The 12,739-nt window shown below is 43.5% G+C and carries 12 protein-coding genes and 1 other annotated feature; of the genes, 10 read left to right on the plus strand and 2 right to left on the minus strand.

Annotated elements, in window-relative coordinates:
• The first annotated feature begins 58 nt into the window (after positions 1 to 58).
• Entirely contained in the window at positions 59 to 1,192 is a 1,134-nt protein-coding gene (locus tag I6N90_RS18265; RefSeq protein WP_197937048.1) for a glycerate kinase family protein, read from the plus strand.
• A gap of 53 nt (positions 1,193 to 1,245) precedes the next feature.
• On the plus strand, positions 1,246 to 2,673 hold the full coding sequence (locus tag I6N90_RS18270; RefSeq protein ID WP_442950970.1) for a GntP family permease: 1,428 nt from the start codon (positions 1,246 to 1,248) through the stop codon (positions 2,671 to 2,673).
• A 67-nt stretch (positions 2,674 to 2,740) separates the two neighbouring features.
• Here the strand turns inward: I6N90_RS18270 and I6N90_RS18275 are convergent, their stop codons facing one another.
• Positions 2,741 to 3,712, minus strand: a complete 972-nt coding sequence (locus tag I6N90_RS18275; protein ID WP_197937050.1) for a BadF/BadG/BcrA/BcrD ATPase family protein — start codon at positions 3,710 to 3,712, stop codon at positions 2,741 to 2,743.
• A gap of 268 nt (positions 3,713 to 3,980) precedes the next feature.
• On the opposite strand from I6N90_RS18275, the gene I6N90_RS18280 reads away from it, so the two are divergent.
• Both I6N90_RS18280 and I6N90_RS18285 read left to right on the plus strand, forming a co-directional pair.
• Entirely contained in the window at positions 3,981 to 4,916 is a 936-nt protein-coding gene (locus I6N90_RS18280) for an MBL fold metallo-hydrolase (RefSeq protein ID WP_442950971.1), read from the plus strand.
• 114 nt (positions 4,917 to 5,030) lie between these two features.
• On the plus strand, positions 5,031 to 5,321 hold the full coding sequence (locus I6N90_RS18285; RefSeq protein WP_197937052.1) for a hypothetical protein: 291 nt from the start codon (positions 5,031 to 5,033) through the stop codon (positions 5,319 to 5,321).
• An 83-nt stretch (positions 5,322 to 5,404) separates the two neighbouring features.
• Here I6N90_RS18285 and trpS read toward each other — a convergent pair whose 3' ends face one another.
• On the minus strand, positions 5,405 to 6,388 hold the full coding sequence (trpS, locus tag I6N90_RS18290; protein ID WP_197937053.1) for a tryptophan--tRNA ligase: 984 nt from the start codon (positions 6,386 to 6,388) through the stop codon (positions 5,405 to 5,407).
• A gap of 89 nt (positions 6,389 to 6,477) precedes the next feature.
• Positions 6,478 to 6,761 (minus strand) — a binding site (T-box leader).
• Positions 6,762 to 6,948: 187 nt separating this feature from the next.
• Here trpS and I6N90_RS18295 point away from each other — a divergent pair.
• The 6 genes from I6N90_RS18295 (at position 6,949) to I6N90_RS18320 (ending at position 12,739) form a co-directional block, all read left to right on the plus strand.
• Complete coding sequence (locus tag I6N90_RS18295) at positions 6,949 to 8,532, plus strand: spore germination protein (RefSeq protein ID WP_197937054.1); 1,584 nt, start codon at positions 6,949 to 6,951, stop codon at positions 8,530 to 8,532.
• 39 nt (positions 8,533 to 8,571) lie between these two features.
• Positions 8,572 to 9,765, plus strand: a complete 1,194-nt coding sequence (locus I6N90_RS18300) for a Ger(x)C family spore germination protein (protein WP_197937210.1) — start codon at positions 8,572 to 8,574, stop codon at positions 9,763 to 9,765.
• 7 nt (positions 9,766 to 9,772) lie between these two features.
• Complete coding sequence (locus I6N90_RS18305) at positions 9,773 to 10,006, plus strand: hypothetical protein (protein ID WP_197937055.1); 234 nt, start codon at positions 9,773 to 9,775, stop codon at positions 10,004 to 10,006.
• 22 nt (positions 10,007 to 10,028) lie between these two features.
• Positions 10,029 to 11,147 carry a GerAB/ArcD/ProY family transporter gene (locus I6N90_RS18310; RefSeq protein WP_197937056.1) on the plus strand — a complete coding sequence of 373 codons (1,119 nt, stop codon included), beginning with the start codon at positions 10,029 to 10,031 and terminating at the stop codon, positions 11,145 to 11,147.
• A 102-nt stretch (positions 11,148 to 11,249) separates the two neighbouring features.
• The gene (locus tag I6N90_RS18315) at positions 11,250 to 11,696 is read left to right on the plus strand and encodes a MarR family winged helix-turn-helix transcriptional regulator (RefSeq protein ID WP_197937057.1); all 447 of its coding nucleotides are present in this window, start codon (positions 11,250 to 11,252) and stop codon (positions 11,694 to 11,696) included.
• 86 nt (positions 11,697 to 11,782) lie between these two features.
• A complete protein-coding gene (locus tag I6N90_RS18320; protein ID WP_197937058.1) occupies positions 11,783 to 12,739 on the plus strand; it encodes a ring-cleaving dioxygenase in 957 nt (318 codons plus the stop codon).

Here is a 12,739-nt window from a genome sequence, read left to right on the forward strand (position 1 = left end):
GCGCTCCTATAATGGGAAGTATTAAGAAGAAGGTTGCTGCAAGAGGAGGTTGTAAAGGATGAAAATTGTAATCGCACCAGATTCGTTCAAAGGGAGTTTATCTGCACAAGAGGCGGGTGCTGCTATAGAAAAAGGAATAAAAAGAGCCAAACCTGAAAGCATTGTCAAAGTTATTCCGATGGCTGATGGCGGCGAAGGAACGATGGACTGCTTAATAAGTACGACAAAAGGTAAATTCGTTAGCGAAGTCGTGTTTAACCCTTTGGGACGACAAATCGATTCCGGATACGGCATATTAGGAAATGGCACGACTTGCATCATCGAGATGGCAATGTCATCGGGATTGTATCTCATCGAAAGTCATGAACGTAATCCCCTTCTGACAACAACATTCGGCTTCGGGCAATTAATTGTAGCAGCGCTAGATCAAGGTTGCCGTCAGTTCATTCTGGCATTGGGGGGAAGCGCAACAAATGATGGTGGAGCCGGCATGCTGCAAGCACTTGGTGCTGGACTACTAGATAAGGAAGGTTTACAAATCGGGTTTGGCGGTGGAGAGCTCGAACGTCTCGAAACGATTTGTACCAATGAAATGGATTCACGTTTAAGCGAATGTGAGTTTATTATCGCATGTGATGTGGATAATCCATTCATCGGTGAGAAGGGGGCCTCAGCTGTATTTGGCCCGCAAAAAGGTGCAACAACGGATATGGTGAAGCAGCTTGATGACAACTTGGAGCATTTTGCTAATGTTATCGAGCAAACGCGAGGCATCGCGATTCATACGATTCCGGGAACTGGTGCTGCTGGGGGGCTTGCAGGTGGAATATTAGCTTTCCTAAATGGCAAGTTGGAGTCTGGCGTTTCGATCGTTGCTAGAGTTTCAGCGTTAGCGGAGGAAATTCAGGATGCTGATCTTGTTATTACAGGTGAGGGCCGAGTAGATGCTCAGACCGTTAGAGGGAAAACACCATACGGAGTCGCTAAGATCGCTCAATCTCACAATGTACCAGTCGTCATATTGGCAGGTTCGATTGGAGATGGGATTGATGTTCTCTACGAACATGGCGTATCAGCAGTATTCAGCATAGTAAATCGTCCAATGTCGCTAGAACAAGCGATGGCAGAGACAACACCGCTTCTAGAAGCGGCAGCGGAACAAGTCATTCGTATCATTCAAACTAATCATTAGGGGGTTTGTGTATGACGACGGAAATTAGCCCAGAAATTATTCAGCTAGGCCCAATTATTCTCGGTTTGTTATTCGCTTGTATTCTCTTTATTGTATTTGCTACTGCGAAATGGAAACTTCATCCGTTCCTGTCCATCGTAGCTTCGACGTATATCTTTGCATTAGGTACGAACCTTATCGGTAAGATGTCTGGGCAAGAGCTTCCGATTATTGCGGATATAGGAGCGACAATCACTTCAGGTTTTGGTGGTATTATAACTAGTATCGGTCTTGTCATCATCTTCGGTACAATTATTGGAAAAGTGCTTGAGAAGACAGGTGCAGCTATCAAAATGGCAGAAGTTGTTCTCCGCTTATTGGGTGATCGCCATCCTGCAATCGCTATGTCGATTATCGGCTGGATCGTCTCCATTCCTGTATTCTGCGATTCAGGTTACGTTATCTTATCTTCGCTTAAGAAATCACTTGCTAAACGTTCTGGTGTTAGCGTCGTTACCCTTTCCGTTGCACTATCAACAGGCTTGTATGCAACACATACACTTGTTCCACCAACTCCAGGTCCGATTGCGGCTGCAACGAATGTAGGTATTGGACCATCAGGCCTTTTCTGGGTCATCATTATCGGTATGATCGTCTCTATTCCAGTAGCACTTGCAGGACATATTTGGGCTCGAAGAGTAGCAAGCAAACTTCCTTCGACGATGGAAGAAGCAACAGAAACATTTGAACAATACAAAGAAAGATTCGGCAAGTTGCCTTCTACTTGGGCTGCATTTGGTCCAATTGCCTTACCACTTCTATTGCTGGCACTTGGCTCCGTTGCTAACTTCCCTGTAGGTACAGATGTAGATGGAAACAAAGAAATGTTGATGACTGGCTTCGCACACACACTATTTACTTTCTTAGGGGCTCCAGTTAATGCATTATTCGCGGGCGTATTGCTCGCAATCTTCACTCTGCTACCTAAACGTGACGAGGAGAACTTGACTAAGCTAATGGGCGAAGGTTTACTGGATGCAGCTATCATCATTATGATTACTGGTGCAGGTGGGGCGCTCGGAGCTGTTATTAAGGCGACTCCAATTGCGGATTACGTGAAATCATTAGTTGCTGACAATGCAGCTATGGTCGGCGTAGGCGCTTTGATTCTTGCGTTCATCATTGCAGCAGTGCTGAAAACCGCTCAAGGAAGCTCGACTGCGGCACTAATTATTACATCGACAATTATGATGCCATTAATGCCTTCGCTTGGATTAATGGAGATGATGGGGACTATTCCGCTCGGACAAATTTTGACGGTTATGGCGATTGGTTCTGGTGCGATGGCGGTCAGTCATGTGAACGATTCCTACTTCTGGGTTGTATCACAGTTCTCTGGCATGAACTTAAAAACCGCCTACAAAGCGCAAACGATGGCTACTTTAGTACAGGGCATAACGGGTATCGTGGTCGTGTGTATTCTAGGTGCGATTTTCCTATAAAATAGTGCGGACGCATGAACCGAGGGGGAATTCCCCTCGGTTTTTTTTGCTTGGCATAGCTCATCTGTTATGAATACGAAAGACGCTTTAAGATCGCCCCTTCGGGAGAAGGTGCGCCAATCGCTTTTAAAGCTAACAAAACAGATCCTACAACAGGAGGTAGTTCAGGCGACTTAACGACATAACGTCTATTCTTTCCATTCTGAAGTAAATCACCCAGTAACCCAGTCATGTAGGGGCTAGATATTACACCGCCAATAAAGGCTATATCTACTTTTTCGCTTGAGAAAGCTGTCCCCATCACTTCGATGCCCGTCTTTAGCTGCTCAGCAGCTCGCTTACAGATTAGTTGTGCAACTGAACTGCCATTCTCCGCTGCAACGGTTACGTAAGGAGCAAATTGCCCAAATGTTTTGTTCCGTGCTCTCTTATCTGAATTGAAGCCTTCGAACGCAAGCTCAGCCATCGTATGTAAACTATCAACTTCAAAGTGGAGGAGCATTTGCTTAATTAAAGGCTCATCCGAAGCATCCCAATTACCAGCTAATATCTCGTAGACTGTCTCATATGCGATCGACCTTGCAGCACTCAAAGCATAATGATGAAAGTCATAATTACTAATTTTCCTTCCGGATTCCGTAAAGCCAACAATAATAGATCCAGTGCCTGATATGACGATAATGCCAGGTTTTGCGAGTAGGGCGCCAGCATGTGCGGAAACGGCGTCATTTACATGTGTTTTGGAGCAATCCAAGCCCGGGAGCTTTGTAAGTTCAGTGACCCAAGATAGTGCTTCCGGCGTATCGAATCCTGCAATGCCAGCAACTAGATGGCAGACATCACTCGTTGTACGATTAGCTGAAGATAGCGCATCAGCAATAGCCGTTTGCACGTTGTGAACTGCATGTTTATCTTTAATAATAGATGCTGCACCTTTTCCTTCAACATAAGCAAGTTCGTTTCCTTCAAGATCGCATACCATAACGCGCGTATGCGTACCGCCTCCATCAATGCCAATTACAACAGATGAGTTCATCATGCGGACTTGATCCTCCTAGTTATGTGAGCGATAATTATAACGAAGACTTAGAAAGATATGGGTATATTATACAAAAATAGACGGAGGGAAAGCCATGGTTGTTGCATTAACAATTGTTGCGATTATCTTTTTTATACTAATTGCTATTCCTCTTGTTCAGATGGTCATGCCTGCTTTTGGTGGAAGGGTATCTTCGGAGCAGCGAATACAGTTTGCACAATTGCCTCATTATGATGGTAAAAGATTCAACTATCCCATTACTACAAAGATGACTACCAATATAAAAGATATGTTACCTGTCGCTTGGGAGTTTGTTAAAGGTAGTCCAAGCAGAAAGCCGAATGCTCAGCTACCAACTGTATATTTAAAAAAGGAAGATTTACAGCGCCCATTCCATCCAAGATTAATTTGGTTTGGTCATTCTGCTGCATTGCTGCAAATGGATGAGCTTACTATTCTGATTGATCCGATGTTTGGCAACGCACCATCACCTGTACCTTTTATCGGAGGCAAACGATTTGGTCGCAAGCTTCCGATGGAGCCAGCAGATTTTCCGCACATTGATTACGTATTGATCTCACATGATCATTACGATCATCTGGATTATAATTCGATTCGAGCGTTGAAGACGAAAGTAGGGCATTTTATCGTACCGTTAGGGGTAGGGCAACATCTACGGCGTTGGGGAGTTAAGCCAGAGCTTATTACTGAACTTAACTGGTGGGATGAAATAGAGTTGCAAGGCGTTAAACTTGCTTGTACACCTGCCCGCCATTTCTCTGGACGGAGCATGATGGATAGAGACCACACATTGTGGTGTTCTTGGACTATTCATGGCAAGGATGCTCGGATATTTTTTTGTGGGGATAGCGGCTATGGGCCTCACTTTAAGGAGATTGGCGAGCGTTATGGTCCCTTTGATCTTACGATGATGGAATGCGGACAATACGATGAGAAATGGGCAGCCATACATATGTTGCCGGAGCAGACGGTACTAGCGCATGAGGATGTACGCGGTGATGTACTTCTGCCAATTCACTGGGGTAGCTTCACTTTAGCACTCCACGATTGGGATGATCCAGCGAAGCGAGTGACTAAGGAAGCTGAGCGCCGAGGGGTTCGTATCACTACGCCACTAATCGGAGAAAGTATTGCAATTGGACAAGGCAATTATCCAAGGAGAAGATGGTGGGAAATAGGTTAATCTTATAAAGATAGATCAGAAATGCATCGTCAGTTAAAAATATTGTTCACACCCGTAGCAACCATAATCTGTTAAATTTCGTTATATAAGAAAATGGTCTGTGGGGGCTTGGTGGTGGTGGCGATAGGTGAACTTAGGGATGGAAAGTATACAAAAATGGTTGGTTCAGTAACGATTGTTGTGATGGTTACATTATTGCTTGTGGGATGCAATAAGGATGCTAAGAACGATCAAGAAAACGCCACGCAAGGTGAGAAATTACCAGTCACCACAAGATCACCAGAAATCGTAACACCAAAGCCAATCGCTTTGGTGGATGAACCAGTCACTGACTCTCAACTTCCTACTATGAGAGTATTGGAAGGTATAGAGCATGCAGTTGATACAACTTTGAATGAGTGGTAGAGCCTGCGGAACCTCAATAAATTAAACAAAAAAGCGTGACTTCCTTCTCACAAGGGAATCACGCTATTTGCTGTTGCAATGGATTAGTAAGTTAGTAGCCCCATCGCTTTTTTAGCTGCATCAAGCGTCTTATGTGCTTCCTGCGAAGCTTTACGAGCGCCCTCTTGCAAAATTCGATCAAGCTCTTCGGATTGAATCAATTCATTATATTTCTCCTGCAACGGAGTTAGCTTCGTAATGACGACCTCTGCCAAGTCCTTTTTGAAGGTGCCATAACCTTGCCCCTCATAACGTTTCTCGATAACAGGAATAGCCTCATCCGAAAACACGGAATAGATCTCGATCAAATTGCTCACCGCAGGTTTAGCTTCCCAGTCGTAACGTACACTCATATCGGAGTCGGTAACGGCTCTTGCAAACTTCTTACGAATGTCTGCCGGAGCATCAAGAAGAAGTACATAGCTGCTCTTGTTCGGATTGCTTTTGCTCATTTTGCTAGATGGATCATCTAACCCCATTACCCGCGCGCCAATCTCTTGAATGACTGGTTCAGGAATAGTAAACGTCTTGCCGAAGCGATTGTTAAAGCGATTCGCGAGATCACGTGTCAGCTCCAAATGTTGCTTCTGGTCTTCTCCGACTGGGACATGGGTCGATTGATAAAGGAGAATGTCCGCTGCCATTAGAGCAGGGTAAGTAAATAAGGCAGAGCTGACAGCATCTTTGCCATCTGATTTTTCTTTGAATTGTGTCATACGGCTCATCTCGCCGAAATGAGCTTGTGTTTCCATAATCCAACCAAGTTCAGCGTGGGCTGGTACTTGTGATTGCATGAAGATGGTGTTTCTTTCAGGATCTACTCCAGCTGCAATGTAAAGGGCAGCAATTTGGCGTGAACGTTCTCTTAACTCTTTAGGATCTTGAGGTACAGTGATCGCATGCAAATCAGGTACAAAGAAGAACCCTTCGTACTCTTCTTGCAGCTTAACGAACTGGCGAAGTGCACCGACGTAGCCGCCGATATTGAGATCACCGCTTGGTTTGATGCCGGATAATAGTCTTTTCATGTTCAAAACCTCACTTTTCATGTGTATTGGGCTGGATTAGATTAAAGCTGAGAATCGTTCCGGGCAACAAAAAAACGCCACGTCCCCTTGAAAGGGACGAAGCGTTAGCTCCGCGATACCACCCGAATTCGGCCATTAGACCGCTCTTTGCCATAAACGGAGCAAAACAGCTACAGCTGCTTGCATACTTTCGTTCATGTCTCCCATAGATAACGGAGGAGATTCCGTCAAAGCCTACTACTCTGCGCAAGCAAAGGTTCGGTTTGAAGCGAGGGGACCCATTCACAAATTGCGATGCGCCGGACCTCTCACCAATCGCCGACTCGCTTTAAACATTCGCATATAAGCTACTATTTCCCATCATGGCTTTGAATATATACCATTTGTTGTTAATCATAATACTCGCGTATTGAAGCGTAGTCAAGTGAGAAATTCAGTAAAGAAAATTGTGATAAGGAGCATACGAGGACAGCCGCGATACAGCGCATGTAATGTCTAATTTCAACTTGTCAGGGGAATAATGGATTAGTAGCGAAGACCAGCTAAGGGAGACTTCATCAATGAGAATAAAAAGTACCGAAAAAAACTCCTCATCCGCACATAGAAGCAATATAAAAGAGAATGGTGATACCGTCCCGCTCTTTGCAAACCTGGATGAAAATATAGGGAAGATCAAACGTGATCTAGGAAACAGTACCGATATTGTTTTTCGGGTCATCGGAGTAGGCCAAGATGGTAATCAAGCAATAGCGATTATATATACGGACGGTTTGGCGGACAAAAAAATTATTGATGAGTTCATCATGGGTGCGTTGCTAAAAGATCTTCGAATGTCTGATACGGAGGAGACACACTTCCCCACTGATAATGTCATCACTATATTAGAGAAATACGCTTTGACTACGGGAGAAATTTTAGAATTAAGTGATTTCAAAAAGTTGTTCCATGCTTTATTGTCAGGCGAAACGATTATACTAGTCGACGGTTACAATAAGGGGATTTCAGCTAGTACACAAGGATGGAAAGACCGTGGTGTAACGGAGCCTTCGGCTGAATCGGTCATTCGAGGGCCAAGGGAAGCTTTTTCGGAAAGTATTCGGACGAATACTGCTCTAGTACGCCGGAAGATTAAGGACCCTAATTTATGGATGGAAACGAAACATATTGGTCGTGTTACTCAGACGGATGTGGCGATCATGTATATAAAAGGGATCGTAAGTGACGAGATTGTAGAGGAAGTTCGTATACGGCTAAATCGGATCGATATTGACGCTATATTGGAGAGCGGATATATCGAGGAATTGATTGAAGATGAAGCGTACACACCGTTTCCAACGGTTTATAACTCGGAACGTCCTGATGTAATTGCAGCTGAACTTCTGGAAGGGAAAGTTGCTATTTTTGTTGACGGAACACCGTTTGTCCTCGTTGTTCCAGCACTATTCGTTTCTTTTATGCATTCAGCCGAAGATTATTACCATCGCGCAGATGTAAGCACGCTCATTCGACTTTTACGGTATTTGGGTGTTTTTATTGCCTTATTCGGACCATCCTTATATGTAGCTATTACAACATATCATCAAGAGATGTTGCCGACGCAATTGCTCATAAGCCTTGTTGCGCAGCGTGAGGGAATTCCGTTTCCAGCTTTTATTGAAGCACTTATGATGGAGGTAGCTTTTGAGATTTTGCGTGAGGCAGGTCTCCGTATGCCAAGAACAATCGGACCTGCAGTATCTATCGTAGGAACACTAGTTATCGGTCAAGCTGCAGTAGAAGCAGGAATTGTATCGGCTGCCATGGTTATCGTTGTATCGACGACAGCGATTGCGAGCTTCGTATTTCCATCTTACAACTTGGCAAATACGATTCGAATGTTGCGATTCCCGTTAATGGGTCTTGCAGCTTCGTTCGGAATATTTGGAATTGCGGTAGGTGTCATAGCGCTCGTACTACATCTGTGCAGCTTACGCACATTCGGGGTGCCTTATATGAGTCCATTTGCACCGCTCGTTCTTTCTGATCAGAAGGATGCCATCTTTAGGTTACCGCAATGGCTAATGACGACACGTCCTCGATTAATGAGCCAGAAAAATATAACACGGGATAGTAGTCCGTCATCGAAAAAGCCAAATGCTAGATAATTATTACGAAGTAGAAGTATAGGAGGATACAACATCGTGATGCGCAACATGCTCCTAATCATATGTATTTGTGCCGTAATGGTGTTCACGACAGGCTGTTGGAATCGTCGTGAACTCAATGATCTTGCTATTGTGGCAGCGATTGGTATTGATAAGCAAGGTGAAAAGTATCTTGTATCCGTTCAGGTTGTAGATCCTGCCGAGGTGTCCGCTAACAAGGGGACTAGTGGAAGCTCACCGGTAACAACGTACCATGAGACAGGAGATACCATCTTTGAGGCGATAAGAAAGATGACTACGGTGACGCCTAGAAAGCTGTATTTTGCCCATCTTCGTATGTTTATCATAAGTGAAGAATTAGCGAAGGAAGGGATAGCTGAAGCACTAGATCTCTTTTCTCGAGATCCAGAGGCCCGTACAGACTTTTATTTAGTGATAGCTAAGGATGCTAGGGCAATTGAAGTGTTGGACATTTTGACACCTATGGAAAAGATTCCAGCGAGCAAAATGTTCTCGTCTCTAGAAGTATCGGAGAAGGCATGGGCACCAACGGTTTCTGTCCATATGGACCAACTTATCACCGATATCGTGAACAAAGGTAAAGAGGTGGCTCTGACAGGTATACAAATAGATGGCAGCTCGAAAGCAGGCACCAGCAGAAAAAATTTGGAGAAGCCGGATACTCCTGTGAACTTGAAATACCAGGGAGTTGCAGTCTTTAAAGGGGATAAGTTGGTTGGCTGGCTGAACGAAAATGAAAGCAAGGGATACAGCAATATTACAGACAAGCTAAAGAGTACAATTGTGGAAATCAAATGTCCAAACGGCGGTTTATTAGGTGTGGAGGTTATTCGATCTAAGACAAACGTTAAAGGTAAAGTAAAAGGGGGAAAACCTGAAATTGAGGTATTCATGCGTACGGAGGCGAATGTTGGGGAAGTAGAGTGCAAGATCGATTTCTCCAAAGTAGAAACGATTAAGGAGCTTGAGAAGATCGTAGAGGGAGTAATTATTAAAAATACAGAACGCACATTTCTAAAAGCAAAAAAGTTGAATAGTGATATTTTCGGCTTTGGGGAAGCTATTCATCGTGCTGACCCTAAATACTGGGCAAAGGTAGAAGAGAACTGGGATGAACACTTTTTGGATTTGCCTATGAAGGTTACTGTGGATGTTAGGATAAGGCGTATAGGAACGGTTGGTAATTCTTTTCTTAACGAAATGAAGGAGTAGTATAGGTATGTTATCTGTCATCGGATTAATCGTTTTAGCTCTGTGTATCGCTTTCTACGAGATGCCTACTCTTATTAAGAAGCGGAAAGTGAAGGAGCTATGGGTTTTCTCAAGTCTACTTCTAATTGGGACGAGTATGGGCATTGCTGAAAGCTTGCATGTTTTAATACCGAACCCTATTGATTGGATTATTAAAATATACACGCCTATAAGCGAGATGTTAAATGGTGTGCTGATATAAAGCAGCGAGGAGGTAACAGCTCATGGCAGGTGCAGAGAAAGTAAGCGGTAGACAGTTTGGGATACTAGTGGCATTGTTTTCTATAGGCACAACTATACTCATTGTACCATCTGGACTTGCAGAAGAAGTTAGCCAAGATTCTTGGCTTGCAGCGATCTTAGGTGTAGGGCTCGGACTGTTGCTTGTTATGTTATTTAATGCGGTTGGCAGCTTGTACCCAAACAAGAGTTTGGTTGAAATGATGGAGACATTGTTTGGATTATGGATTGGTAAAGCGGCGGGTTTAATATTTGTGTTCTTCACTATTGTAACAGCTTCAGAGCTTATCTATTTTACAGGAAATTTTCTGACCACAATGATTATGCCAGAAACACCAGTCGAAGCTATTAATATCGTATTAGCAAGTGTCGTTGTTATGGGGGCGCGGCTTGGTATTGAAACACTTACTCGTGCAGCGGAGATGTTATTTCCACTGTTCGTTGTGTTGTTTCTAGTATTAGTTATTTTCGTGTCGCCGCAAATTGACTTAGATAATATAAAGCCTATTATGGAGACTAGTACAACGTCATTGATAAAAGCAAGTCTATTTTTTGCAAGTACGTTTGCGTTTACACCTATTGTACTTTTGATGATATTTCCTGTTTCTGTGAACCGATTGAAGGAAGGTCGAGTGGCATTTTATACAGGTCTTCTCACCGCAGGGATCGTCTTAATTATTATTATAGCTTTGTGTATACTAGTTCTTGATGCTGATACAACCGCAAGACAAACGTACCCGAGCTATTCATTGGCCAAAAAAATAAATGTAGGCAACTTCCTGCAACGTATTGAAATTGTAATGGCAGGCTTGTGGTTTATTTCGATGTATTTCAAAATGTCATGTTATTTCTATGCTTCTAGTAGAGGTTTTGCACAAGTAATGAAGATGAAGGACCATCGTATCCTCGTATTTCCGTTTGGTATCATCTTAGTTGTTCTTTCCTTGATCGTGCATCCTAATATTCTTCATTCTAACGCTTATAATAAGGATATCTGGTTGCCCTATGTGGCTACGTATGGACTAATTCTTCCGCTAGTATTATTAGCCATACACGCAATTCGCAAGTTTTTTAAAAAGCAAAAGTCGAATAAGAGCACGTAAATATGTAGGATTAGATTCGAAATGTACAGGGTTGACTTATTGGTTTGTGTTTGATATCTTTAATTTAAGATATCGCAATTGTAGAGATAAGAGGTGGCTAATATGGCGGAACAAACATCAAATGAATCATTGGAATTGTTCATCGCGCTATCCAGAGCAAGTCAATGGGTCAATGCACACGCGGATCGGGATATTCGCCAGCATGGACTGAATAGAACAGAATTTGGTGTTCTTGAACTGCTCTATCATAAAGGTTATCAGCCGTTGCAACAAATTGGCGGCAAGGTGCTAATGAGCAGTGGCAATATTACTTATGTGATAGATAAGCTGGAGAAGAAGGGCCTCTGTCGTAGACGTGCTTCTACGGAAGACCGCAGATTGATCTATGCTGAAATTACGGATGAAGGAAGTCGATTTATAGAAGATATCTTTCCTGGTCATACTACTGTAATTGAGCAAGCGGCCGGAGGACTTACACCGGAAGAAAAGAAACTCGCAAGCGACCTACTTAAGAAACTTGGTAAATTCGCACAGCAGTCGTTCAAATAGCACATTAGTGAAGCTGGTTGAACGCACTGTATGTGCAGACTATATATCTTAATATTAAGATTAAAAATAATGAGGAGTGATTGATTATGTCAACGAATACAACAACAAAGACGGCGGGAATTCATCATATTACAGCTTTTGTACGCAACCCGCAACAAACGACGGATTTTTACGCAGGTGTATTAGGACTACGGTTAGTGAAAAAAACGATTAACTTTGATGCGCCAGAAGTGTACCACCTGTACTTCGGTGATGATGTTGGAAGTCCAGGCACGATCATTACTTTCTTCCCATGGGCAGAGTCTCGTAAAGGTCGCGTAGGCGGTGGGCAGGTTGGTATTACAAGTTATGTTGTACCAGCGGGTGCTTACTCATTTTGGAGAGAGCGTTTAACGAAACTTGGTGTAGAAGCGCAAGAAACAGAGCGCTTTGGTGAGCAATATTTACAGTTTACTGATCCAGATGGTCTCAGAGGGGAAATCGTTGCGAGAGAAGAGGGTCAGCTTAGCAAGTGGTCTTTTGGAGGTATTCCGGCGGATATGGCGATTAAAGGATTTGGTGGAGCTGTATTGTTCAGTACTGCTCCTTCTTCCACAGGTAAGTTGCTCGAAAATGTGATGGGACTTGAAAAAGTGGGAGAAGACGCAGGGTTCGTACGTTACAAAGCGTTCGGTGATCTAGGCAATATTATTGATGTGAATGTGGAAGTAATGGCGCCGGGTTCTGGTGGTAGCGGCACTGTTCACCATATTGCATGGAGAGCAAAAGATGATGTGGAACATGAAGCGTGGAGACAACATGTAGCAGCAAGCGGGTTTCAGCCTACTCCGATTGTGGATAGACAATACTTTAATGCGATCTACTTCCGTGAGGAAGGTGGAATCCTGTTTGAAATCGCGACAGATCCACCAGGATTTGCAAAAGATGAAGAAGCCCTGCACCTTGGTGAGAAACTAATGTTGCCTGCATGGTATGAAAAACATCGTTCGGAAATTGAGAAGTTGCTATTGCCATTTGAAGTAAGAGAATTGGAGATGAAATAA

This window comes from Paenibacillus sp. GSMTC-2017 (assembly GCF_016019935.1).
Classification (GTDB): domain Bacteria; phylum Bacillota; class Bacilli; order Paenibacillales; family Paenibacillaceae; genus Pristimantibacillus.

Coding starts and splice junctions, on each gene's coding strand:
- I6N90_RS18320 (WP_197937058.1), top strand. CDS start 11,783: ATGTCAACGAATACAACAACAAAGACGGCGGGAATTCATCATATTACA.
- I6N90_RS18310 (WP_197937056.1), top strand. CDS start 10,029: ATGGCAGGTGCAGAGAAAGTAAGCGGTAGACAGTTTGGGATACTAGTG.
- I6N90_RS18295 (WP_197937054.1), top strand. CDS start 6,949: ATGAGAATAAAAAGTACCGAAAAAAACTCCTCATCCGCACATAGAAGC.
- I6N90_RS18275 (WP_197937050.1), bottom strand. CDS start 3,712: ATGATGAACTCATCTGTTGTAATTGGCATTGATGGAGGCGGTACGCAT.
- I6N90_RS18300 (WP_197937210.1), top strand. CDS start 8,572: ATGCGCAACATGCTCCTAATCATATGTATTTGTGCCGTAATGGTGTTC.
- I6N90_RS18280 (WP_442950971.1), top strand. CDS start 3,981: ATGACTACCAATATAAAAGATATGTTACCTGTCGCTTGGGAGTTTGTT.
- I6N90_RS18315 (WP_197937057.1), top strand. CDS start 11,250: ATGGCGGAACAAACATCAAATGAATCATTGGAATTGTTCATCGCGCTA.
- I6N90_RS18265 (WP_197937048.1), top strand. CDS start 59: ATGAAAATTGTAATCGCACCAGATTCGTTCAAAGGGAGTTTATCTGCA.
- trpS (WP_197937053.1), bottom strand. CDS start 6,388: ATGAAAAGACTATTATCCGGCATCAAACCAAGCGGTGATCTCAATATC.
- I6N90_RS18305 (WP_197937055.1), top strand. CDS start 9,773: ATGTTATCTGTCATCGGATTAATCGTTTTAGCTCTGTGTATCGCTTTC.